The 22,609-nt window shown below is 67.3% G+C and carries 23 protein-coding genes; 3 read left to right on the top strand and 20 right to left on the bottom strand.

The genetic code is table 11. The features are described from left to right. Nucleotides 1-7 precede the first annotated feature (7 nt). From leuB to N0A24_04080, 20 genes are all read right to left on the bottom strand, one after another. Complete coding sequence (leuB, locus tag N0A24_04175) at nt 8-1,066, bottom strand: 3-isopropylmalate dehydrogenase (GenBank protein ID MCS7172594.1); 1,059 nt, start codon at nt 1,064-1,066, stop codon at nt 8-10. Beyond that, a complete protein-coding gene (cimA, locus tag N0A24_04170; protein ID MCS7172593.1) occupies nt 1,059-2,654 on the bottom strand; it encodes a citramalate synthase in 1,596 nt (531 codons plus the stop codon). Before cimA ends, leuB begins: the two co-directional genes overlap by 8 nt. A 1-nt stretch (nt 2,655) precedes the next feature. Further along, nucleotides 2,656-3,156 carry a 3-isopropylmalate dehydratase small subunit gene (locus tag N0A24_04165; GenBank protein ID MCS7172592.1) on the bottom strand — a complete coding sequence of 167 codons (501 nt, stop codon included), beginning with the start codon at nt 3,154-3,156 and terminating at the stop codon, nt 2,656-2,658. A gap of 19 nt (nt 3,157-3,175) precedes the next feature. Beyond that, the gene (gene leuC / locus N0A24_04160) at nt 3,176-4,456 is read right to left on the bottom strand and encodes a 3-isopropylmalate dehydratase large subunit (protein MCS7172591.1); all 1,281 of its coding nucleotides are present in this window, start codon (nt 4,454-4,456) and stop codon (nt 3,176-3,178) included. 11 nt (nt 4,457-4,467) lie between these two features. Then, the gene (locus N0A24_04155; protein ID MCS7172590.1) at nt 4,468-6,015 is read right to left on the bottom strand and encodes a 2-isopropylmalate synthase; all 1,548 of its coding nucleotides are present in this window, start codon (nt 6,013-6,015) and stop codon (nt 4,468-4,470) included. Continuing rightward, a complete protein-coding gene (gene ilvC / locus N0A24_04150) occupies nt 6,012-7,037 on the bottom strand; it encodes a ketol-acid reductoisomerase (protein MCS7172589.1) in 1,026 nt (341 codons plus the stop codon). Before ilvC ends, N0A24_04155 begins: the two co-directional genes overlap by 4 nt. A gap of 17 nt (nt 7,038-7,054) precedes the next feature. Continuing rightward, entirely contained in the window at nt 7,055-7,531 is a 477-nt protein-coding gene (gene ilvN / locus N0A24_04145; protein ID MCS7172588.1) for an acetolactate synthase small subunit, read from the bottom strand. Nucleotides 7,532-7,571: 40 nt separating this feature from the next. Continuing rightward, entirely contained in the window at nt 7,572-9,266 is a 1,695-nt protein-coding gene (gene ilvB, locus N0A24_04140) for a biosynthetic-type acetolactate synthase large subunit (protein ID MCS7172587.1), read from the bottom strand. A gap of 377 nt (nt 9,267-9,643) precedes the next feature. Next, a complete protein-coding gene (gene aroF, locus N0A24_04135; GenBank protein ID MCS7172586.1) occupies nt 9,644-10,684 on the bottom strand; it encodes a 3-deoxy-7-phosphoheptulonate synthase in 1,041 nt (346 codons plus the stop codon). Nucleotides 10,685-11,009: 325 nt separating this feature from the next. Then, nucleotides 11,010-11,966, bottom strand: a complete 957-nt coding sequence (locus N0A24_04130; protein ID MCS7172585.1) for a LysR family transcriptional regulator — start codon at nt 11,964-11,966, stop codon at nt 11,010-11,012. 71 nt (nt 11,967-12,037) lie between these two features. Further along, complete coding sequence (locus N0A24_04125; GenBank protein MCS7172584.1) at nt 12,038-12,493, bottom strand: ABC transporter permease subunit; 456 nt, start codon at nt 12,491-12,493, stop codon at nt 12,038-12,040. Between the two features lie 275 nt (nt 12,494-12,768). Then, a complete protein-coding gene (locus N0A24_04120) occupies nt 12,769-13,080 on the bottom strand; it encodes an ATP-binding cassette domain-containing protein (protein ID MCS7172583.1) in 312 nt (103 codons plus the stop codon). A gap of 88 nt (nt 13,081-13,168) precedes the next feature. Continuing rightward, a complete protein-coding gene (locus tag N0A24_04115; GenBank protein MCS7172582.1) occupies nt 13,169-13,453 on the bottom strand; it encodes a hypothetical protein in 285 nt (94 codons plus the stop codon). An 18-nt stretch (nt 13,454-13,471) separates the two neighbouring features. Continuing rightward, a complete protein-coding gene (locus N0A24_04110) occupies nt 13,472-14,173 on the bottom strand; it encodes an ABC transporter substrate-binding protein (protein MCS7172581.1) in 702 nt (233 codons plus the stop codon). A gap of 221 nt (nt 14,174-14,394) precedes the next feature. Next, the gene (cofC, locus tag N0A24_04105) at nt 14,395-15,027 is read right to left on the bottom strand and encodes a 2-phospho-L-lactate guanylyltransferase (protein MCS7172580.1); all 633 of its coding nucleotides are present in this window, start codon (nt 15,025-15,027) and stop codon (nt 14,395-14,397) included. A gap of 3 nt (nt 15,028-15,030) precedes the next feature. Continuing rightward, nucleotides 15,031-15,972 carry a 2-phospho-L-lactate transferase gene (gene cofD / locus N0A24_04100; protein MCS7172579.1) on the bottom strand — a complete coding sequence of 314 codons (942 nt, stop codon included), beginning with the start codon at nt 15,970-15,972 and terminating at the stop codon, nt 15,031-15,033. Further along, nucleotides 15,960-16,577 carry a nitroreductase family protein gene (locus N0A24_04095; GenBank protein MCS7172578.1) on the bottom strand — a complete coding sequence of 206 codons (618 nt, stop codon included), beginning with the start codon at nt 16,575-16,577 and terminating at the stop codon, nt 15,960-15,962. Before N0A24_04095 ends, cofD begins: the two co-directional genes overlap by 13 nt. Further along, nucleotides 16,574-17,995: a class II fumarate hydratase gene (locus N0A24_04090; protein ID MCS7172577.1), complete on the bottom strand. Its 1,422-nt coding sequence runs from the start codon at nt 17,993-17,995 to the stop codon at nt 16,574-16,576. The genes N0A24_04095 and N0A24_04090 overlap by 4 nt, the downstream gene beginning before the upstream one ends. Continuing rightward, a complete protein-coding gene (locus N0A24_04085; GenBank protein MCS7172576.1) occupies nt 17,992-18,918 on the bottom strand; it encodes a DNA recombination protein RmuC in 927 nt (308 codons plus the stop codon). Before N0A24_04085 ends, N0A24_04090 begins: the two co-directional genes overlap by 4 nt. Further along, entirely contained in the window at nt 18,908-19,615 is a 708-nt protein-coding gene (locus N0A24_04080; GenBank protein MCS7172575.1) for an HAD-IA family hydrolase, read from the bottom strand. The genes N0A24_04085 and N0A24_04080 overlap by 11 nt, the downstream gene beginning before the upstream one ends. A gap of 236 nt (nt 19,616-19,851) precedes the next feature. On the opposite strand from N0A24_04080, the gene N0A24_04075 reads away from it, so the two are divergent. The 3 genes from N0A24_04075 to N0A24_04065 are packed head-to-tail and all read left to right on the top strand — an operon-like array spanning nt 19,852 to nt 22,596. Continuing rightward, nucleotides 19,852-20,529: an RraA family protein gene (locus N0A24_04075; GenBank protein ID MCS7172574.1), complete on the top strand. Its 678-nt coding sequence runs from the start codon at nt 19,852-19,854 to the stop codon at nt 20,527-20,529. 13 nt (nt 20,530-20,542) lie between these two features. Further along, nucleotides 20,543-21,508 carry a sugar kinase gene (locus N0A24_04070; GenBank protein ID MCS7172573.1) on the top strand — a complete coding sequence of 322 codons (966 nt, stop codon included), beginning with the start codon at nt 20,543-20,545 and terminating at the stop codon, nt 21,506-21,508. Beyond that, nucleotides 21,505-22,596, top strand: coding sequence for an NrtA/SsuA/CpmA family ABC transporter substrate-binding protein (locus N0A24_04065; GenBank protein MCS7172572.1), 1,092 nt, complete (start codon nt 21,505-21,507; stop codon nt 22,594-22,596). Before N0A24_04070 ends, N0A24_04065 begins: the two co-directional genes overlap by 4 nt. Nucleotides 22,597-22,609: the final 13 nt, after the last annotated feature.

Raw genomic sequence — 22,609 nt, 5'->3', positions numbered from 1 at the left:
CCTGCCCTCACTCCGAGTTCCGGACGACGCGTGCCGCGATGGCCCGTCCCACCTCCTCCGTGGAGGCGGTCCCCCCCAGGTCCGCGGGCCGTACCCCCTCCTGAAGCGCCAGCTCCGTGGCCCGCTCCACCGTCGCGGCTGCCTCCTCCATCCCAAAGGAGTACCGGAGCATCATAGCCGCACTGAGAATGGCCCCCACGGGGTTGGCCATCCCCTTCCCCGCGATGTCCGGCGCGGATCCATGCACAGGCTCGTACAGGAAGGGAGGACGGTCTCCCAGACTCGCGGAGGGCAGCAGGCCGATGGAGCCCACCACCGCGGCGGCTTCGTCGCTGAGGATGTCCCCGAAGGTGTTCTCCGTGAGGACGACATCGAAGGCGGTGGGTCGACGCACCAGCTCCATCGCGCAGGTGTCCACCAGCATATGGTGCAGCTTCACCCCGGGAAACTCCCGGGCCACCCGGGAGACCGTCTCCCGCCAGAGCCGGGAGGTCTCCAGCACGTTCGCCTTGTCCACGGAGTGCACCACCCCACGCCTGCGTGCCGCGGCCCGGAAGGCTACCCGCGCCACCCGGGCTACCTCCTCCGCGGAGTAGGCCATGGTATCCACCGCCCGGACCTCCGTTCGGAACTTGGGTTCCCCGAAGTACAACCCCCCCGTGAGCTCCCGGACCAACAACAGGTCCGTGCCCCGCACCACCTCCGGCCGGAGCGGGGAGCACCCTTCGAGGCCATGGAACAGGACCGCGGGGCGGAGGTTCGCGTACACGCCAAGGAGCCTGCGGAGTTCAAGCAGTCCCGCCTCCGGCCGCTTCTCCCCCTGGTCCCACCTGGGCCCCCCCACAGCCCCCAGCAGCACCGCATCCACCTCCCGGAGCTTGTTGCGGGTTAGGGGGGGCAACGGGTCTCCGTAGCTGTCAATGGCAACCCCTCCCACGGGTGCCTCCTCGAACCGGAAGCGGACCGCCCACCGCCGGGCGACCGCCTCCAGGACCCGCACCGCCTCCGCGGTGACCTCCGGTCCGATTCCATCCCCGCCCAGCAGGAGAACCCGAAACTCACGCATCAGAGGTTTCTGGGACGGGCTGAATCCGGGTGCGACCCCTCCAGAGGGCGTAGTTCAGACTGTCCACCAGGGCGATCCAGCTGGCCTCCACCACGTTCTCCGAAACCCCCACCGTCCCCCACTGCTCCACGCCGTCCGTGGACTGGATGAGAACCCGCACCCGGGCGGCGGTCGCCGCCTCCGCGTTCAGCACCCGTACCTTGTAGTCCACCAGCCGGATCTGCCGGATCTCCGGGTAGAACCGCTCCAAGGCCTTCCGCAGAGCCCGGTCCAGGGCATGCACGGGACCGTTTCCTTCCGCGGCGGTGTGCTCCTCTACACCCCCAACCCGCACCCGCACCGTGGCCTCCGCCCGGGCCTGCCCGTCCTCCCGGTGCACTACCACCAGGAAGGGGCCCGCCTCAAAGCCATCCACCGGCTCCCCCAAAAGCCGACGAGCCAGCAGTTCGAAGGAAGCTTCTGCGCCCTCGAACTGGTACCCGGTGTACTCCAGCCACTTCACCTGCTCCAGGAGACGGGCGGTGGCAGGACTACGGGGATCCAGCCGGAGCCCTAGCTCCTCCGCCTTGCTCACGATGTTGGCCCGGCCTGAGAGATCGGAGACTACAAACCGGCGACGGTTCCCGACCTGCTCCGGGTCCACGTGCTCGTAGGTGGCAGGGTCCGCCCGCACCGCACTCCCGTGTACGCCCCCCTTGTGGGCAAAGGCGTTTCTCCCCACATACGGCTGGTAGTCATCCGGAGGGAGGTTGGCTAACTCCGCCACCAGGTGGCTGATGTGTACGAGGCGCGTGAGGGCCCCCGGCTGGAGGCACGTATACCCCAGTTTGAGAACCAGATTCGGGATGACCACGCACAGATCCGCGTTTCCGCACCGCTCCCCGTACCCGTTGATCGTCCCCTGAACGTGCACGCAGCCCGCGCGAACCGCCTCCACCGTGTTGGCCACCGCGCAGCCCGCATCGTTGTGGGTGTGGATGCCCAGAGGGATGGGGAGGCGCTCTTGCACCGTGCGTACCACGGGGCCGATCTCGTGCGGAAGCCGCCCCCCGTTGGTATCGCATAGCACGATTCGGTCTGCTCCGGCCTCCGCGGCAGCCCGCACCGTTGCCAGGGCGTACTCCGGATTCGCGTAGAACCCGTCGAAGAAGTGCTCCGCATCGTAGATCACCCGCCTGCCCTGGACCCGCAGGTACCGTACGGAGTCCGAGATCATCCGGAGGTTCTCCTCCAGGGTGGTACGCAGGGCCTTGTGGACGTGCAGGTCCCAGCTCTTCCCAAAAATGGTCACCCACTCCGTCCCTGCCTCGAGAAGGGCCCGCAGGTTGGGATCCGCATGGGCCTCCAGGCCCGCCCGGCGGGTGCTCCCGAAGGCCACGATGTGTGCGAACCGCCACGGGATCCCGCGGGCCAGGCGAAAGAACTCCAAGTCGCGGGGGTTGCTCCCGGGCCACCCCCCCTCGATGAAATCCACGCCCAGCTGGTCCAGGGCCCGGGCGCAGCGCAGCTTGTCCTCCGCGGAGAACTCCACGCCCGCGCTCTGGGTTCCGTCCCGCAAGGTGGTGTCGTAGATCTCGATCCGCTCCATGCTACCGGAGGATCCCCAAACGCTGTTGGACGTACGGGATCAGGCCCCCCGCTTCCACCAGCTGCCGCATAAAGGGAGGAATGGGGCGTGCCCGATACACCTCGTTCCGGGTGAGGTTGTGGATCTCCCCTGTTTCCAGTACGATCCGCAGCTCGTCTCCATCCTGGACGGACCGGGCCGCCTCAGGGCACTCCAGGAGCACCAAGCCGTTGTTGAACGCGTTGCGGTAGAAGATGCGGGCGAAGCTGGCGGCCACCACCACCCGCACCCCTGCTCCCAGGATGGCCAGGGGCGCGTGTTCCCGGGAACTCCCCTGCCCAAAGTTCTCCCCCGCCACCAGGATGTCGCCCGGTCGGATCCGGGATCGAAGACCTGGATCCAGGTCCTCGAACAGGTGCTCCGCGAGCTTCTGAGAGTCTGTGGTCACCAGATATCGCCCCGCGATGATGAGATCCGTATCGATGTGATCGCCCAGTCGGTGCGCCCGGCCTTGAAACTCCATCTTCCTTCTTCCTCCCCTTTCACACCGCCACAGGACTTCCCACCACCTCTGCGGGGTGCACGATCCTCCCCGCCACCGCAGCCGCTGCCGCCACCGCGGCATTGGAGAGGTACACACGGCTTCCGCGATGTCCCATCCGGCCAATGAAGTTGCGGCTGCTGGTGGACACGCACACCTCACCGTCTGCCAGCACGCCCATGTGGCCTCCGATGCACGGCCCGCACGTAGCGGTGCTCACTGCTGCCCCCGCCTCCAGAAAGATCTGGAGAAGGCCCTCCTCGAGAGCCTGTCGGTAGATGTGTGGGGTGGCGGGGATGACGATGAGCCGCACATCCGGATGTACCCGACGTCCCGCCAGCACCCGGGCGGCCTGTCTCAGATCCTCGATCCGGCCATTGGTGCAGGTGCCAATGAAGCACTGGTCCACCCGAACCCCCCGGACCTCCGTCACCGGGACCACGTTGTCCGGAGACGGAGGTGCCGCCACCACGGGCTCCATGTCCGTCACGTCGTACTCGTACACCGACGCGTACTCCGCGTCGGGATCCCCAAACACGGGTACGAACGGTCGCCGGGCTCGGGGCCGTACCCACTCCAGCACCACCTCGTCCGGCTCCATGATCCCGTTCTTGGCGCCCGCCTCCACCGCCATGTTGGTGATGGAGAAGCGCTCGTCCAAGCTGAGCTGCTGCAGCACCGGTCCGCTGAACTCCATGGCCGCATACCGGGCCCCATCCACCCCGATGTCCCCAATGATACGGAGTACCAGATCCTTCCCCGTGACCCAGGGCCGCAGGGTTCCCTTGAACACGAACTTCAGGGTGTGCGGCACCCGAAACCACAGCCGGCCCGTGGCCATGGCTGCCGCCAGGTCTGAGCTCCCCACTCCCGTGGCAAAGGCTCCCAGGGCTCCATGGTTGCAGGTGTGGGAGTCAGCGCCCACGAAGAGCTCCCCGGGCAGCACGAACCCCTCTTCCGCCAGGAGGACGTGGGCAACCCCCGCCCGGCCCACGTCGTAGAAGTGCGGGAGTCTGTGCTTGCGCACGAACTCCCGGGTGATACGGCATTGCTCCGCACTCGCGATGTCCTTGGCAGGGGAATAGTGGTCAAGCACGAAGGCCACCCGATCCGGGTCGAACACGCGATCCACCCCGATGCGCTCAAACTGCTGAATCGCCAGCGGCGCGGTGATGTCGTTGGCGAACAGCATGTCCACCCGGCACTCCACCAGATCTCCGGGCTTCACCGCAGGGAGATCCGCGTGCCGGGCCAGGATCTTCTCCGTAATGGTCATCCCCATGCATCCCCCTCCTATCCCACCGCGGTCTGCGTGGGGGCCCGGCGAGGCTGAGGAAGGTGCTCTATGAGCTTGTTCAGGGCCGCGAGGTACGCCAGGGCACTGGCTTCCAGCACATCCGTGCTGCTGCCCCGACCCGTGGCCACCCGATCTCCCCCCCGAAGCCGGCACACCGCCTCCCCCAACGCATCGCTCCCCCCCGTGGCGCTGCGCAGGCTGTAGTCCAGCAGCTCCACCCGCTGCCCGCTCGCGGCCTGGATGGCGGCGAAGAGGGCGTCCACGGGGCCGTCCCCCGTCGCCTCCGCCACCACCGTACGGCCTCCCACCTCCAGGCGCACCGCCGCATGGGGCGGCTCATCGCTCGCGGTGCTGACCCGGAAGGATACCAGCCGGTACGTCTCGGGAGGCGCCGTCACCCCTTCCTGGACCAGGGCCACCAGATCTCCCACTTCCACCCGCTTCTTCCGGTCGCACAACACCTTGAACCGGGTGTACACCCGCTCGAGCTCCTCCTCGGTGAGGCTGAACCCCATCTGCTGGAGTGTGTGCGCAAGGGCATGCCGGCCGGAGTGCTTGCCCAGCACCAGCTTGTTGGTAGGAACTCCCACGGAGGCGGGCGTCATGATCTCGTAGGTGCGGGGGTCGCTCAGGACCCCGTGCTGGTGGATGCCTGCCTCGTGTGCGAAAGCGTTGGCCCCCACAATAGCCTTGTTCGGCTGTACCTCCACTCCTGTGATGGCCACCAGCAGGCGGCTCGTGGGATAGATCTGCGTGGTGTCCACCCCCGTCCATACCCCGAACTGGTCCCGGCGCACGTGGAGGGCCATGACGATCTCCTCCAGGGCCGCGTTCCCCGCCCGCTCCCCGATCCCGTTGACGGTGGCCTCCACCTGGCGGGCACCTGCCCGGATCCCTGCCAGGGAGTTGGCCACAGCTAACCCCAGATCGTCGTGGCAGTGCACGCTCCAGATGACCCGATCGGAATTCGGCACCCTCTCCCGCAGGGTTCGGATGAGGGTCGCATACTCCTCCGGCGTGGCATACCCAACGGTGTCGGGGATGTTGATAACTGCAGCCCCCTCCTCGATGGCCACCTCCACGACCCGACAGAGGAAGTCCACCTCCGAGCGGGTGGCATCCTCGCAGCTGAACTCCACCTCCGGGCACAGCCGGCGCGCGAGGCGTACCGCGGCCCGGGCCGCTTCCAGCACCTCGTCCGGCCGCATCCGCAGCTTGCGCTCCATGTGGATGGGAGAGGTGGCAATGAAGGTGTGGATCCGCGGGCGTTCCGCCTCCCGCACCCCTTGCCAGCACACCTCGATGTCCTTGGGGTGGGCCCGGGCAAGCCCGCAGATCACCGGACCCCGTACCTCCCGCGCTACGAGCTGCACCGCGGTCAGGTCCCCGGGGGAGCTGGCGGGAAAGCCTGCCTCGATCACATCCACCCGCAGGCGCGCCAGCGATCGGGCCATTTCCAGCTTCTCCTGCACCGTCATGGAAAAGCCCGGGGACTGCTCCCCGTCCCGCAGGGTGGTATCGAAAAGGTACACACGGTCCGTCATTCCGCCCCTCCCACCTGCGTGGGCTGCCTTTTGGCCTTGAGCCAGGGCATCATCCCCCGCAGCCGCTGCCCCACCTCCTCGATGGGATGGTTCGCGGCTTCCCGTCGCAGCCCGTAGAAGCCCGGAAAACCGCTCTCCGCCTCCCGGATCCACTCCCGGGCGAACTCCCCGGACTGGATCTCCCGAAGGATCTCCCGCATGCGTTGCCGTACGTGGCCATCGATGATCCGGGGTCCCCGGGTGTAGTCTCCGTACTCCGCGGTGTCCGACACGGAGTGCCGCATCCACCGGAGCCCCCCCTCGTACATAAGGTCCACGATGAGCTTCAGTTCGTGCAGGCACTCGAAGTACGCCACCTCCGGCTGGTACCCAGCCTCCACCAGGGTCTCAAAGCCCGCCAGGACCAGGGCGGAAACGCCGCCGCACAGGACCGCCTGCTCGCCGAAGAGATCCGTCTCCGTCTCCTCCCGGAAGGTGGTTTCCAAAACGCCGGCCCGCAGACACCCGATTCCCCATGCGTACGCCAGCGCCCGCTCCTTGGCGTGCCCTGTGGCGTCCTGGTGCACCGCCAAAAGCCCCGGCACTCCTCCACCTTCCCGGAACACCTCCCGCATGCGGTGGCCCGGAGCCTTGGGCGCTACCAGGAAGACGTCCACGGTCCTTGGGGGAGTAATCTGACCGTAGTGGACGGTGAACCCGTGGGCGAACACAAGAGCCTGCCCTGGCCGCAGATATGGCTCGATCTCCGCCCGGTACACCGCAGCCTGTGCCATATCCGGGATGAGCACCGCAAGGATGTCCGCCCTCTGGGTCGCTTCCGCCACCGTCATCACGGGGAACCCGTCCGCCTGGGCCGCTCGCCAGGAGCTCCCACCAGGCCGTACTCCGACCACCACGTCCACGCCTTGGTCGCGGAGGTTTTGGGCATGGGCGTGTCCCTGGCTTCCGTACCCCAAGATGGCCACGCGCTGGGCGCGGATCCTTTCCGGGTTCGCGTCCTGTTCATAGTACAGCCGCGCCATGGCTCCTCCTCAGAACATCAGGTAACAGCCGTCCCCCGCAGCAGGGCGATGGCCCCCGTGCGCACCACCTCCCGAATCCCATACTGGCGGAGGACATCGATCAGGGCATCGATCTTCTCACTGCCTCCCGTCACCTCCAGGGTGACGGTCCGCTCCGTGAGGTCCACGGGGCGGGCTCGGAAGACCCGGGCAGCTTCCAGGACCTCGTGTCGGACTTCGGGTGAGGCATTCACCTTCACCAGGGCCAGTTCCCGTTCCGTCCGTTTCGCGTCTGTGATGTCGCGGACCCAATGCACCTCGATGAGCTTGCGGAGTTGTCTCAGCACCACGTCCATGCGGACAGCGGGGCAGTCTACCACCATGGTGATCCGGGAGATCTTCGGATCCTCCGTCACGGAGACCGCAAGACTGTGGATGTTGATGCCTCGCCGCCGGAAGAGGGCGGAGATCCGCATGAGCACACCCGGCGCGTTATCCACCACCAGGGACAGCATACGCCGTTCCGATACGGGTCGGGCCGCAGCCGCCAGCGCCTCACTCACCGAGGATCATCTCCTTGACGGACTGCCCGGAGGGGATCATGGGGTAGCAGTTCTCCTCCGGGTCCACGATGAAGTCCACCACCACGGGGCGGTCCTGAACTTCCAGGGATCGCTGGATTGCCCCATGCATCTGCTCCTCCGTCTCCACCCGGATTCCCACGGCCCCGAAGGCCTCCGCCACCCGGGAGAAGTCGGGGTTGCGGAGAAACACGTGGGAGTACCGCTCGTTGTAGAAGAGCTGCTGCCACTGCCGCACCATCCCGTGGGCTCCGTTGTTGATCACATAGATCTTGAGGGGCAACCGCCACTCCACTGCGGTGATGAGGTCCTGCAGGGTCATCTGGAATCCGCCATCGCCCACGATGGCGATCACCAGATCCTCCGGACGTGCGAACTGCGCTCCCATGGCCGCGGGGAATCCGAAGCCCATGGCCCCCAGTCCTCCGGAGGTGATGAACTGTCGAGGCCGCCGGCACTTGTAGTACTGAGCGGCCCACATCTGGTGCTGGCCCACGTCCGTCACCACCAGAGCCTCTCCCCGGGTGGCCTGGTAGATGGCCTCGATCACCTGCTGGGGTTTCAGCATCCGTCCAGGCCGCCACCGGAGGGGATAGCGCGTACGCCACTCCTCGATCTGGCGCCACCACGCCTCGAGATCCGGAGGGTGCACCAGGGGTTCCAGGACCTCCAGCACCCGCCGCGCATCGCCCACGATGGGGATGTGGGCAGGCTTGTTCTTGCCGATCTCGGAGGGGTCGATGTCGATATGGATGAACCGGGCATGCGGGCAGAAGTCCTTGAGCCGTCCTGTTACCCGATCGTCGAAGCGGGCCCCCACCGCGATCACCAGGTCTGCCTCGTTGATGGCATAGTTCGCGTACGCGGTACCGTGCATCCCCAGCATGCCCAGACAGAGGGGATCCGTCTCGTCGAAAGCGCCCTTGCCCATGAGGGTCACGGTGACAGGGATGCGGCAGCGGCGGGCCAGGCGCGCGAGGGGCTCCGAAGCTCCCTGGGCGCCTCCCCCCACGTACAGGATGGGCCGCCGGCTCTGGGAGATAGCCTCCGCCGCCTCCGCGATGCGGGCGGGATCTCCGTCCAGAACCGGCTGGTAGCGGGGCTCAAACGGAGCCCGGAGGAGCTCTGTGGGGATCTCCGCCTGCAGGACATCCCGGGGGATGTCCACCAGGACCGGGCCCGGACGCCCGGCACGACACAGGTAGTAGGCCTCCCGGACCACCCAGGGCAGCTCCGCAGGGTCCATGACCAGGTAGTTGTGCTTGGTGACGGGCATGGTAATGGCGGTGACGTCCGCCTCCTGAAAGGCGTCCGTGCCGATGTTGGGCCGCACCACCTGCCCCGTGATGGCCAGGACGGGAGCGGAGTCCATGAAGGCATCCGCCAGTCCCGTGACGAGGTTGGTCGCACCGGGACCTGAGGTGGCGGTGCAGACCCCTACCTCCCCGCTCGCCCGAGCGTACCCTGTGGCCGCATGGGCGGCCACCTGCTCGTGACGTACAAGCACATGCTGGATCCCATGCGCATCGTAGAGAGCGTCGTACAGAGGGAGGGAGGCACCCCCGGGAATCCCGAAGATCCACCGGACCCCGAGTTCCTCCAGAAGCTGCACCACTGCCTCCGCTCCCTTGAGTGTCCGGGTGGTGCGGTCCACCATCGCTTTCGCCATGTCCTCTCCTCCTTGCGGATTCCGAACGAAAAGCGGGGAGCCAGCCTAAGGACGGGCCAGCTCCCCGCGGTACCACCTTAGTTCCACGGATTCCACAAGAGCTCCACGGAACCCGTGGCTCTCCAACCCTTCACGCGGGCCCACGACCAGGGTACTCGGACAGCGCCTTTCCCCTCGGTAGCTCCAGGACGAGCTTCAGGACCCGCCCTCGGCCGGCTTCCACCTCCTCCGGCTCTCTGTGCGGTGCGCGGTCCCTACTCCTTCCCTTCCTCGCCAGGCTATACCGCAGGCCCGGGTTTTCCGGCCCGCGGGCTTTGTCCTCTCTACTACCAGCCCAGAGGGCTCCCTGTCAACCGAAGGACGATCGAGGTTCCTTATCAAACGGCGGGAACCGGGGACCGCAGGCGTCCCATGGCTTGGGCGATGGCCGCCACCTCCCGCATCAGGTGGGAGAACTCCCCGGGGCGCAGCTGTTGGGCGCCATCGCTGAGGGCCCGTTCCGGATCCGGGTGCACCTCTACGATGAGCCCATCGGCCCCTGCGGCCACCGCGGCCCGGGCCAGGGCCGGAACATAGGCCCGCTTACCCGCGGGGTGGCTGGGATCTACGATGACGGGCAGATGCGTGAGCTGCTTGAGGACTACCACGGCTCCGATGTCCAACACGAACCGGGTGTGGTTGTCGAACCCCCGAATGCCCCGTTCGCACAGGACCACCTGGCTGTTGCCCTCGCTGAGGATGTACTCCGCGGCGAGAAGGGTTTCCTCCAGGGTGGCACTGGGGCCCCGTTTGAGGAGCACCGGCTTGCGCAGGCGCCCCACATCCCGGAGTAGGGTGTAGTTCTGCATGTTCCGGGCCCCGATCTGCACCATATCCGCATATTGCGCCACCAGCTCCAGCTGCCGCGGGTCCATGGCCTCCGTAACCACCGGCAACCCCGTGGCCTCCCGGGCCTCCGCCAAAAGCCGCAGCCCCTCCTCCTCCAGCCCCTGGAAGGAATACGGGGAGGTGCGGGGTTTAAAGGCCCCTCCCCGGAGCATGCGGGCGCCGGATTCCCGCACCGCCCGCGCGGCATGCAAGATCTGCTCACGGCTTTCCACGGAGCACGGCCCCGCGATCACCACCAGTTCCTCACTGCCACCGAACCGAACCCCGCGGACTTCCACCACGGTGTCCTCCGGCTGGAATTCTCGGCTCACCAGCTTGTAGGGCTGGAGTACCTTCACCACCTTCTCCACACCCTCCATCGCTTCCAACATTCCCCGAAGCTGCTCCTTGGTCCGGTCATCCCCGATCACCCCGATTACTGTCCGGAGGTCTCCCACGGAGACGTGAGCCCGCAATCCTGCTTCCCGGATTCGGACGGCCACCGCCTCCACCTGCTCCGGATGTGCGTCCCGTCGCATGACCACGATCATGCCCATCCCTCCCAAAACAAGATCACCTCCCGTCCCGGCCGGGACGGGAGGTGAAGAGCTCCCGCGGTACCACCCGCATTCCGCCGGAGTACCCTCCGGCGGCCCTCTCGGGACGGGGCCCACGGCCCGATCCCGCCTGCTGCCTTCACGGGGCAGGACTCCCGTCAGCGCCTACTAGATCCCGCGGAAAACACGGGATCGTTCAGACTGCCCCTCACGGGTGAACTCGACCAACCCAGACCCTACCGTATTTCCACCTGCCCACGGCTCTCTGCAAGGGCCCCAGGTCCGTCTACGCGTCCCGATCCTCGGGTTTACCCCTACCCTATCCTCCCATCTCCGCCTCTGTCAACGGGGTGGTCCATGCACGTTGTTTATCAAGCCGACGCCCGTCCGCGGCCGAGAGAACGCGCCGGACCAGGCGGACAAACTGCTGCGCGCGCTCTCCCAATCCTCGACCCCGGAGGTAGATAAGGTCCACGTGCCGCTTGGGAAGGTCTGCCCCTGCAAGCCGCACCGGGATCAGGGTTCCTTCCGCTACCTCCCGACGGATGGCCATCTTGGGGAGAAGGGAAATCCCCACCTCCCGCTCCACCATCTTCTTCGCCGCCTCGATGGTATCCAGCTCCAGCACCACGTTGGGGAGCAAAGCCCGTTGGCGGAAGGCTGCGGTGAGCAGGGTCCAGTCGCTGCTGCCGCGATCGTAGAAGATGAGGGGTTCGCTGGCCACCTCCTCCAGCTGGACCCGCCCCGCGCGGGCGAACCGGTGCCGGGGGTAAACCACGAGGACGAAGGGGTCTTGGGCGAGGTGGATGGTCTCCACCTGCGGATGGGAGAGGGAACGCGCCAGTCCCAGCTCCGCTTCCTCGTTGAGCACCATCTGCAGAACCTCCCGGGAGTGCCCCGTGCGGATCAAGACCTTGCAGTCTGGGCACTCCTGCCGGAACCGTTTCACCACTTCGGGCAAGAGGTAGGTGCAGATGGTGGGAACCGCGGCCAGGGTGAGGGGACCCGCGGCGCGGGCAGAGCTCTGCTGGACCGCGTGCTGGCCCTCCGCCACCGCCTGGATGGCCCGCTCTGCGTATGGGAGCAGGGCCTCCCCTGCCTCCGTGAGGCGCACGGTCCGGCCGTCCCGCTCAAAGAGGCGTTTTCCCAGGACCCGCTCCAGGGCTTGTATCCGGGCGCTCACCGCGGGCTGCGAGAGGTATAAGGCCTCCGCAGCCCGGTGGAAGCTCCGGAAAGTGGCCACTGCCACGAACGCCTCCAGCTGGTGCAGCTCCATAGCCTCTCGATCATGAAATTTTATCACGGCGACCCCACCCCGGGGAGGGGAAAGCGGGCCACAGGACGCGTTCAGCCCTCTCCCTGGCCGTCGAAAGCGCCACGCGCCGAAGGGGGGTGCGAGTGAGCCGCGGGGAGGAGGGGGCTCGGTTCCACGGGGGAGAGCGTGCGTCGGTACTCCGGTTTCCAGCGGAGCCAGTGTCGCTCGAGGCTCCCAAACAGGCCGAAGAGGGCCAGAACGACGCCCACCACAAGGAGGACGAGGGCCAGGGTGAGGCGGGCGTTGTAAGTGCTCTGGGCAAAGGAGAGGAGGTATCCGAGTCCCCGGCTTGCGGCCACGAACTCTCCCACCACCGCACCCGTAAAGGCAAACCCAACCGCTACCTTAAGCCCGCTGACCAGCCACGCGGCCAGGGAGGGAAGGTACACCTCCCGCACCACGTCGGCAGGGCGCCCGCCGAGGGTGCGCACCCGGGCCACCAAGCGCGGGTTCACCTCCCGGATGCCGGTGTAGACAGCGAAGAACACCACCACACACCAAAAGGGTCGTACGCACATGCACCCAGAACGCCGCGTTCTGCACCAGCTCCATTAGGACGGTCGCCACCTCCGTGGGCGGAGGGAAGAGCATGGGATCCACGAACCGCAACCGGGCCACCAGCTCCCAAGCCATAAGTCCCACCAGGTAAACCCCTGCGCGCCTCATGCCACGCTCTCCCACCCCATCCGGGCCACCTCCCGTTGCAGGTCCTCCCAGATCCGGGTCAGGAGCTGACCAAAGCGGGGATCGGCCCGCAGCCCCATCAGATCCCGCGGTCGGTGAAAGGGTAGTGCCGGGCCAATGCCCGTAGTCCCACCCGCTCGAGCCAGCGGAGGGCCTCCTCCTGCGCATCAGCCCAGCGCGTACCCCGGAACCGCAGCCCGAGGGCCACATTTTCCTGGGCGGTGCGCCAAGGCAGGAGAGCATCCTCCTGAAACAGGATCCCCACAGCCGGAGAAGGACCGATCAGGGGTTGGCCGAAAATGCGGACAGTCCCCTGTACGGGCCGCATCAGCCCCGCAATGCACCGAAGAAGCGTGCTCTTCCCACATCCGCTGGAGCCGACAAGGCCCACGAACGCCCCCTCCGGTACCTCAGATTGAGCTCGGAGAGCACCCGGTGAGCCCCATAGTCCACCGTGAGCCCGAAGACCTCCACAGCGTTCATAGGCCACCGACAATCTCGTTGGAGACCAGCTCCTCCACGCGTACCTCACCCTGCAACACCCCCGCCTGCCGTTGGACCTCCACCACCCGCCGCACCGCGTCCAGGTGGATGCGGCCCTCCTGCGGGTACAGGGAACGCCGGTACCGGGCCAATACCTGCTCGCAAAGATCCCGTTCGCCGCCTGCGATCATCTCTGGGGGAAGCGCCTGCACCGCCAGCTTAGGAGTTGCGTAGTGGACATAGCGAAGCGCACGGGTAAGGGCCCGGGCGATGGCCTGCATCTCTTTCAGGCGGATGGATTACTCATTGGGGCGTACCGCCACTCCCATGAATTCATACGGGCCCCCGAGGAAACGCTCCGCCTGCTTGAGATCCATGAGGTTTACGAGCACCCGACCACCCGCCCGCTCGATCAGGGTCAGGGCAGGCTCCTGTACCATGCCCGCGTCCACATGCCCCACCCAGAGAGCCTCAAAGAGGTTTGGGTCCAGCACTGCAAACTGCACCCGTTCGGGCCATACCCCCGCCCGACGCAGGAGGGAGAGGGCGAGAGCGTGATCGGCGTTGCCGAGCCCGGAGACGCCGATGGTATGGCCCACCAGGTCTTTGAGATCCCGGATCGCGGGAGCGGTGCGCGGAGCGGTGGCCAGGGCGAACAGGGGCAGGCGACCTCTGGAGAAGAAGCGCACGATGCGAGCTCCTCGGGCAAAGGCCGCGAGGGCTACGTCGAAGGAGGTGGCCGCATAGTCTACGGCTCCACCGAGCAGCGCCTGCATGGCCGCCGTTCCGCCCCGGAAGTACACGAGCTCCACCTCCAGCCCCTGGTCCGCGAAGTACTTCTGGAACCGGGCTACCTCGTACGGTACGACGCACAGCAACTGTCCGCACAGCCCCAGCCGAATCCTCCGCGTTTGGCCCCAACTGGGCAGACCCCATCCCGCAAGCCCCATCACCCCCGCCCGCACCATCCAGGTCAGGAAGGTCCGGCGGGAAATCCGCACGTTTTCCGGCTGGGATCGCTCCTCTTGGAAGAGCTCCTGGCAGCAGCCGTACCTCCTCTCGACCGAACGCGAAATACGCATCTTCCACTCCCCCCGATGTTGGACTCTCGAAGGCCGGAGAGCGGAGGCTAGGCGGAAGAGGACTCCCGCCTACCCCCGCCGGGGACACAAGGGGCAACAGCAGGGAAGAGGCATACGAGGCAAACGGCCTGCAACCATCCTCAAGAGGGTTCTACCACGGTTTTGGAAGAGGCCAAGGACTCCCGCAGGGGAAACCCCGGGAGGCTCCGTACGGCCTCGGTGAGGTCGTGGGGTCGATCCACGTCGTGCATCAGCCCCAAAGTCCGGATCTCCCGTACGACAGCGCCTGCGGCCACCAGCTGGCTTCGGTGACGAGCGGCGCTGTGGGGACCGAAACGGGGCGTCCAGGCAGACGCGGGGGGGAGGAGCAGGGCGTTGGTGCCGCCGTCCCGGGAAGGTGCCAGCACCGCCGCGTTCCAGGCCTTCCCCAGACGGACCATCCGAGCCAGTTCCTCCGGACGAAGCAAGGGCAGATCCGCCGCGACGATCAGGCACGCTTCCTCCCCCCGAACCAGGGCCAGGGCCCGTTCGAGGGTCTGGTTGAGGTTCTGCCCCAGCTCCGGCAAGAAACGCGTCCCGTACCGTCTACCGAGCTCCGTGGTCCATGGATCTCCACCCACTAGGAACACCTCGGAGATTCCCGCTTCCCGGCAGCTGCGGAGCACCCGTTCCAGCATCCAGAGGACAAGCCGCATCCGTTCTTCGGATGGGAGAACGGGGGCGAGCCGGCTCTTCGCGGCCCGCAAGGGTTTGATGGGGATCAGAACGCGCATCGGCTATTCTCGGACTTCCATCATCTCCAGGAGGTGCCGGGCAAGCACCCGTCGGTCCTCCGGGGTTCGCATCACCGTCTCGGCCACCACCGCCCGCAGTCCCATCCGCTCCACCTCGGGAGCCAACGCCGCATCCACAGCATCCAGGATAAACACCTCCACGAGATCCCTGTAGAGCGCTGCCACCCCCACCGCGTCGGGTCGGTGGCCGAGGGTCCGCATCATGGCGTCCGCGGGGCCCTTGAGGGCCTGACCTGCCACGAGAGGGCTGATGGCTGCCTTTCGGGCGGGGCTGCGCCGGATGGCGTTCCGGATTCCCGGAACCGCCAGGATGGGACCGATGCTCACGAACGGATTGGAAGGACCGAGCAGGATGATCCCGGCATCCTCGAGGGCTTCCAGGACCTCTGGAGTTGGGCGGGCCTCCTCGATGCCCGCGAACCGGATCCCCTGCACCGAATCCCGGTGGCCCCGCCGCACGAAGTACGTCTGGAAATCCATCTCCCCTTGTGGCGTCTGGATCATCGTACGCACGGGATCATCGGTCATCGGCAGGATCCGGTAGGGCACGCCCAGCGCCCGGCCAAGCCGCTGCATGACCTCCGTGAGCCGCATTCCCTGCTCGAGCCAGGCGGTGCGCACCAAAGCGGTGGCCAGGTCTCGGTCTCCCACCCGGAACCACGGATCTTCGCCGTACGCCGCGAGCCGCTCCAGAACCGCGAAGGTGTCTCCCCGGATTCCCCATCCCCGCCGTGGATCTACTTCCCCGGCCAGGGTATAGAGCAGGGTATCCAGGTCGGGGCAGATGCGCAGCCCGTACCAGTCGAGGTCGTCCCCCGTGTTGCCTACAATCACCAGTCGCTCCGGAGACAGGAGAGCGGCCAAGCCCTCGGCGAGCTTTGCACCTCCGCCACCCCCGGACAGGAGGACTACTAGATCACCCACAGGACCTCCTCCAGGGCCTTCCGGGGGGGAAGGGGCGGGTGGTGTCGGGGGTACCCGATGGTGATGAGGGCCTGGGGCTCCCAAGTGCGCGGCAACCGGAGGATCCGGCGCACGAGTCCCTGGCAGAACAGGGGCGCGCAGCACCAGCAGGCTCCCAACCCCAGGGCATGGGCCGCCAGGAGCAGGTTCTGGATGGCCGCGGCCACGCTCTGCACGGCCATGGTGTGCTCCGCCCGCCGCTGGTGGGGGCGGGGGTACACATCCATGCCCTCCATGGTGAGGCAGGGCATCACCAGGAGCGGGGCCGCGGTGAAGCGCTCCAGGGAGAACCGCACCTCCACCTGGATTACCTTCTCATCTATCCCCCGCTCCCGCATCTCCCGTTCCCACCGCCGGGCCATGGCCTCCACGAGGCGTCTACGGGTCCGCAGATCCTGGAGCACCACGAACCGCCACGGCTGAGCGTTATGGGCAGAAGGGGCCAGGATGGCAGCCAGGAGCAACCGCTCCACCACGCCCTGTGGAAGGCGGTCGGGGGTGTAGAACCGCACGGACCGTCTCCCGGAGAGCACGGACCAGAAGGAAGCTTCTGGGGCCTCCCTCATCCCCCAGTCCCTGCCATGGCCCGGCCCGGTTCCGTCATCCTGGCGGGATCCAGGATTCGGGCCAGTTCGTCCTCTGAGAGGCCGGTGCGCTCCCGAGCCACCTCCCGGATGGTGCGCCCTGTCCGGGCGGCTTCCTGGGCGATCTTCGCCGCGGCGTCGTAGCCCACCACGGGTGCCAGGGCGGTAGCGAGCATGAGTCCCCGCTCCACGGTCTCCGGCCCACGGCCCGTGGCCCGCAGTCCCGCCACACACTGCCGGGCGAAGTTCCGGCTGGCGTTGGCCAGCACGGTGACGGCCTCCAGGAGGTTGTGGGCCATCACGGGCATCATGGTGTTCAGCTCAAAGTTTCCCCAGGAGTTGCCCACGGCCACCACGAGGTCGTTGCCCAGCACGTGCGCGCAAACCTGGATCACGGATTCCGGGATCACGGGATTGACCTTGCCGGGCATGATGGAGGACCCCGGCTGGACCGCCGGGAGCTCCAGCTCAGCAAGGCCCGCGTGCGGACCAGAGCCCATCCACCGGATGTCGTTCGCGATCTTCATGAGGGCGGTGGCATACGCCCGCAGGGCACCGCTACAGAACACCACGGCATCCAGGCACGCCTGGGCCTGGAAGTGGTTGTCCGTCTCCCGCAAGGGCATCCTCAACGCCTCCGAGAGGCGGGCAATGACCCTGCGGGCGAACTCCGGATGCGCCCCGATCCCCGTGCCCACCGCCGTTCCTCCCAGCGGCAGCTCGCAGAGCTCCTCCTCCGCCTTCTGCAGACGGCGCAGGGCCCGCTCAACCTGTCCGGCATATCCCAAGAACTCCTGTCCCAGCCGGATGGGCGTGGCGTCCATGAGGTGGGTGCGGCCGGTTTTGATGATGGGCATAAATTCCTCCGCCTTCTGCCGAAAGGCCAGGAGGAGTTCCTGCAGGGCTGGACGGAGCTCGTCCCGGAGCAACATCAGGACCGCAAGGTGGATGACGGTGGGGATGACGTCGTTGCTGGACTGTCCCAGGTTCACGTGGTCGTTAGGGTGCACGAGCTTACTGCCCCGCTGCCCCCCGAGGAGCTCCGTGGCACGGTTTGCGATCACCTCGTTGGCGTTCATGTTCGTGGAGGTTCCGCTTCCGGTCTGGAAGATGTCCACCACGAACTGGTCGTCCCACCGCCCGTCGGCCACCTCCTGGGCCGCTTGAGCGATGGCCTGTGCCACCCGTGCATCCAGTAGCCCCAGCTCCCCGTTGACCTCCGCCGCGTACCGCTTGAGGAGCCCCAGGGCCCGCAAAAAGGCCCGGGGAAACCGCAAGCCGCTGATGGGAAAGTTCAGCACGGCCCGCTGGGTGCTGGCGCCGTACAGGGCTTCCGCGGGGACCTCCATCTCGCCCAGGGAATCCCGCTCCACGCGCACACGGGCTCGGTCCTCCCTCATGGTTCTCCCTCCTCCATACGATTTTCCGCCCCTCCCACTTTCGGTTCTAGCGCCCGGGACGCCTGGCGCAAGTGCTCCAGGGCCCGGACGCGCTGGTTGGAGACGGCGGCCACCTCCGGTCCCATGCGCTCCAGTTCCCTCTCCGCCGCGCGCACCGCATCCCGCACCGCCCCCAGCCTGCGCTCCCCCTGTCCCAACCCGCCAAGTCCCATCCGCTGTCCCAGGAGGTATAGACTCGCCACGAAGGGAGCCAGGAGGGTGTACGGTACGAGAACGACCCGGTCCGAGACCAGGTCGCGCAGGGCGCTGCGGCACAGGGCGTAGACGGGATCCGGAACCACGGCCACCCCGAACCCCGCACAGGAGGGGTCCAGCAGGTAGCGTTGGGCGATCTCCTGAGCTCGCTCCCGGACGGATCGTACCAGCCGCCGCTCCACCTCCCGACGGGCCACCTCATCCGCGGCCTCCCAGGCGGACAGGAGCTCCGGAGCCACCAGCTTGCTGTCCAGTGGCACCAGAAGGCCTCCGGGGAGCACCAGGGCGAACTCCACCTCCCCGCCCCCCATGCGCACCCGCTCCCGAATCCAGCCCTCCGGGAGCCAGCTCAGATGCGCCTCCATCCATCGTTCGCCAAGCCGCCCCCCGCCCCGGCCGAGCAGGGCGGACACCAGCTTGCCCACGTCCTCTTCCACCTCCAGCAGGCTGCGCTCCACCATGACCAGCCGTTCCACCTGTCGGGTCACCCCTTCCAGGGTGGCGTGGAGAGCTCCCAACTGCTCCGCTGTCCTCCGCAGGGGATCTCCGGAGTGCTGGGAGATGGCGGAGGCAAGGCCTGCCAGCCGGATCTCCAGACGCACGAGGAGCAGGAGGAGGATGCCGAGCCCCGCGAGGGCCATCCCGAAGATCAGCGGATCAACCGTCATTCCCGCCGCCGGAGGCGTGTTTCTCCAGCAAGGGGAGGAGTTCCTCGAGGGTCCGGATGAGGGGGACATCGGAGTGCTGATACACGTAGTCCCGATCCAGCAGAACCGGGTGGATCCCCGCCGCCCGGGCTCCCTGAACGTCCGCCTCGTAGGAGTCGCCCACGTGCACGCTCAAGTGCGGCTCCAACCGGAGGGCGTCCAGGGCCACCCGGAAGATGCGGGGATCGGGTTTGGCGGCCCCCACCACGGCGCTCGCCACCACCACCTCAAAGGCGTCCAGCAGCCCCACCCGGCGCAGTACGTCCGGCAGATCCGGCTCCCAGTTGGAGACCACCCCAAGCCGGTACCCGCGGCGCCGCAGCTCCTCCAGGACCCGCGGGACCTCAGGGTATGGGGTGTACTCGGGACGCACCTCCGCCAGGATCCGATGCATGCGCTCCGCCAGCTCCTCCTCTCGCCCCGGAACCTGCAGGTGGGCGATCATCTCCCGCAGGAACCGCCGCTCTACCTCCGGGTTGATCTGATCTGGCGCGAGCGGGGCAAATAGGTCGCTCGCCCGCGCGTACGCCCGCTGGAGCGCCTCACGATCGAGGGCCACGTCGAAGGCCGCAAGCGCTTCCTCCCAGATGTCGAACCAGGAGGGTCGCCCCTCCAGGAGGGTATGCCCTGCATCCAACAGGACCGCCCGAATGCCCACCGCGTATCCCTCCGCTTTCCCTCACGGAACCCAGCTCGCCACGGGGCTATTGTACAAGGTGCGCCTTCTGCCCACAGGCGTCCCCCTCGGGGGGCGCGTTGACACGGATCCGAAGCCTGGGCTACCGTAGAGCTGCAAAAATGATCTTTTTGTCCGTAATACGGACGAAACCCACTAGCCGGGGACGTGGGAATCTGGATCCCCCGGATCTCGCACGGACCTCCAGGAGGATGACGATGTCCCCCGCAGAACATCCGGAAGCCCCTCTGTCGGAGATCCTCGAGGGATTTCGTTCCATCACCACGCCCTCCGTGGCGGATGCCGTGGATCGGGTGGTGCACCGTCCGGGCTTCATGTCCCACGAGATCAAGCCCGTGGTACCGGGAAAGCTGGTGGGGCCCGCGGTGACGGTCCTGGAGGGGCCCGGTCTCCAGGCGGGGCCCCCGCAGCACGCCCTGGAGGCCATCGACACCGCTCCTCCGGGAAGCATCCTCGTGATCGGAATGGTGGATCCTGCGCCCGCCCGGGATGTCGCCTGTCTGGGCGGACTGATGGCCACGGCGGCGGTGGTCCGGGGGCTTGGGGGAGCCGTGCTGGACGGGGGGGTGCGGGATGTGGAGGAGATCCGCCAGCTGGGCTTTCCCGTGTTCGCCCGCAGCGTGGTGCCCGCCACCACCGTGGGACGCTACGCCAGCCTGGCCCGGGGAATCCCGATTCTGTGTGGAGGAGTCCTGGTACGGCCCGGAGACATCCTGGTGGGAGACGCGGACGGTGTGGTGGTGGTACCCCAGGAGCACGCCGCGGAAGTCCTGGCGGTGGCCTTGGAGATCGAGGAGACGGAGCGGCGCATGAGCGCCCGGATCCGGGAGCTGGGATCCATCCGACGCGCCCTGGAGGAGCTCGGACGCATCTAGTTTAGGAGGAAGGGTGCCGGAACTGGTCACGCTGGGAGAGCCCATGGTGGAGTTCGCGGCCCTGGAGAAAGGGCCCTTGGAGGAGGTCACCACCTTCCGCCGCGGATGGGGCGGGGACACCAACAACGTGGCGGTAGCCGCCGCGCGCCTGGGGATGTCCGCAGGATGTATCACCCGGGTGGGCCAAGACGAGTTCGGGCGCTCCCTGCTCACCTTGTGGGACCGGGAAGGGGTAGACCGCTCCCAGGTGGTGGTGGATCCGGAGGGATACACGGGGATCTACTTCATCAGCTTCGACGCCATGGGGCGGCATGCCTTCGCGTACTACCGAAAGGGCTCCGCGGCGAGTCGCCTGTGCCCTGAGGACGTGGATCCCAAGTATGTGGGGGACGCCCGGGTGCTCCATACGAGCGGCATCACCCAGGCCATCTCGCCCACCGCGCGAGCCGCGGTGGAGGCCGCCGTGGCCATCGCACGGGCAGGTGGGGTCACGGTGAGCTACGACCTGAACCTCCGGCCCCGGCTGCTTCCCCTCCCGGAACTCCGGGCGGCAGCCCACGCCATCCTGCCGCAGGCCGATCTCGTCTTCCTCAGCCTGGAGGACGCCGCCTACCTGGACGACACCTGCTCTCCCGAAGTACTGGTGGAACGGCTCCTCGAACGGGGACCGCGCCTGGTGGCCCTGAAGATGGGGGAGCAGGGCTGTTTGGTCACAGACGCCTCGGGAACCCGGGTTCGCCTCCCCGCGTATCCCGTGCAGCCCGTGGACACCACGGGAGGGGGAGACGCCTTCGACGCAGCCTTCCTGGTGAAGTGGACGCAGGGAGCTTCCCTTCAGGAGGCCGCGCGGTTCGCGAACGCGGTGGGGGCCCTGGCGGTGTGCGGCTTGGGGGCCGTGGCCGCGCTTCCCCCCTTGGCCAGAGTGGAAGCCTTTCTGCGAGAAGGACAGCATGCTACAGGAAGGAGGGGATCGGAATGAACAGAATGTCTTGGAATCGGGCCGGAGCGGTCCTCGTTCTCCTGCTTGCGGCCCTGGCGCTGGCCTTCCTCCCTGTCACACAGGCCGCCCCCGCCCTCACGCGGTTGCGGGTAGGGATCGTGGCCGCTGTTGACCAGCTGGGTGTTCCTGTGGCCTTGGATCTGGGGCTCTTTGAGAAGTGGGGGTTAGACGTCACCATCGCCACGCCGTACCCCACGGGCGTGGACCTCCTCAACGCCCTGCAGGCGGGGGAGATCCAAATGGGGCAGGTGGGAGTCCCCATGATCGGTGCGGTCCTCCGGGGCATGGATTTGGTGATTCTCGGGAACTACAGCGGCAGCGCGGTCCGGCTGGGCGGGGACCACACCATGGCCCTGGTGGCCCGTCAGGGCAGCGGGATTCGGACCATCCGGGATCTGCGTGGAAAGCGGATCGCGGTGTCCTTTGGGACCATCAGTCACCTGTACATCCTCGGCATCCTGGAACGGGCCCGGCTCGCCGTGAACGACGTCGTCCTGGTGAACACGCCCCCCGCGGAGATGCCTGTAGCCCTGCGGGGTGGAGCCGTAGACGCTTTCGCCACCTGGGATCCGTGGCCGGTGATCGCCCTTGCGAACGTCCCGGGGAGCTACGAGGTAGTCCGGGACGGCGGATTCATCGGCTTCATGGGGTTCAATATTGCCCTGCGGTCTTGGGCGGAACGCAACCAGGAGACCATCGAGCGGTTCCTGGCGGCCCGGGCCGAGGCGGACAAGTTCATGCGGGCGGAGTCCGTGAAGACCGCGGTGATCGCCGTGCGCTGGTTACCGGGACTGCGACCTGAGGTCGCGCTCCGGGCGGTGCGCAACAACCTGCCCACGGTGGACATCCGGATCTCCTGCTACAACTACCTGGCCCTACACAACGCGGTGCAGACCCTGCATCGGTTGGGATTCATTCCCGGCACTTTCGACGTCAACCGGGTGTTCATGCCCGAACCCATCCTCAACGTGATGCGCCGCCACCCGCAGCTCTTCGAGGATCTCCCTCCCATTCCCCCACGGGCCCGGGTGGGTCCGGGGTTCGTCTTCCGGGGAAGCTGCCCGTAGCGCCCCGTTGCGG

The sequence above is a fragment of the Armatimonadota bacterium genome, from assembly GCA_025059775.1.
In the GTDB taxonomy this organism is placed as follows: Bacteria; Sysuimicrobiota; Sysuimicrobiia; order Sysuimicrobiales; family Sysuimicrobiaceae; genus Sysuimicrobium.
This window is presented reverse-complemented; position numbering and strand designations above follow the sequence as displayed.

Coding starts and splice junctions, on each gene's coding strand:
- leuB (MCS7172594.1), bottom strand. CDS start 1,066: ATGCGTGAGTTTCGGGTTCTCCTGCTGGGCGGGGATGGAATCGGACCG.
- cimA (MCS7172593.1), bottom strand. CDS start 2,654: ATGGAGCGGATCGAGATCTACGACACCACCTTGCGGGACGGAACCCAG.
- N0A24_04165 (MCS7172592.1), bottom strand. CDS start 3,156: ATGGAGTTTCAAGGCCGGGCGCACCGACTGGGCGATCACATCGATACG.
- leuC (MCS7172591.1), bottom strand. CDS start 4,456: ATGGGGATGACCATTACGGAGAAGATCCTGGCCCGGCACGCGGATCTC.
- N0A24_04155 (MCS7172590.1), bottom strand. CDS start 6,015: ATGACGGACCGTGTGTACCTTTTCGATACCACCCTGCGGGACGGGGAG.
- ilvC (MCS7172589.1), bottom strand. CDS start 7,037: ATGGCGCGGCTGTACTATGAACAGGACGCGAACCCGGAAAGGATCCGC.
- ilvN (MCS7172588.1), bottom strand. CDS start 7,531: ATGCTGTCCCTGGTGGTGGATAACGCGCCGGGTGTGCTCATGCGGATC.
- ilvB (MCS7172587.1), bottom strand. CDS start 9,266: ATGGCGAAAGCGATGGTGGACCGCACCACCCGGACACTCAAGGGAGCG.
- aroF (MCS7172586.1), bottom strand. CDS start 10,684: ATGATCGTGGTCATGCGACGGGACGCACATCCGGAGCAGGTGGAGGCG.
- N0A24_04130 (MCS7172585.1), bottom strand. CDS start 11,966: ATGGAGCTGCACCAGCTGGAGGCGTTCGTGGCAGTGGCCACTTTCCGG.
- N0A24_04115 (MCS7172582.1), bottom strand. CDS start 13,453: ATGCAGGCCATCGCCCGGGCCCTTACCCGTGCGCTTCGCTATGTCCAC.
- cofC (MCS7172580.1), bottom strand. CDS start 15,027: ATGCGCGTTCTGATCCCCATCAAACCCTTGCGGGCCGCGAAGAGCCGG.
- N0A24_04095 (MCS7172578.1), bottom strand. CDS start 16,577: ATGAGGGAGGCCCCAGAAGCTTCCTTCTGGTCCGTGCTCTCCGGGAGA.
- N0A24_04090 (MCS7172577.1), bottom strand. CDS start 17,995: ATGAGGGAGGACCGAGCCCGTGTGCGCGTGGAGCGGGATTCCCTGGGC.
- N0A24_04085 (MCS7172576.1), bottom strand. CDS start 18,918: ATGACGGTTGATCCGCTGATCTTCGGGATGGCCCTCGCGGGGCTCGGC.
- N0A24_04075 (MCS7172574.1), top strand. CDS start 19,852: ATGTCCCCCGCAGAACATCCGGAAGCCCCTCTGTCGGAGATCCTCGAG.
- N0A24_04065 (MCS7172572.1), top strand. CDS start 21,505: ATGAACAGAATGTCTTGGAATCGGGCCGGAGCGGTCCTCGTTCTCCTG.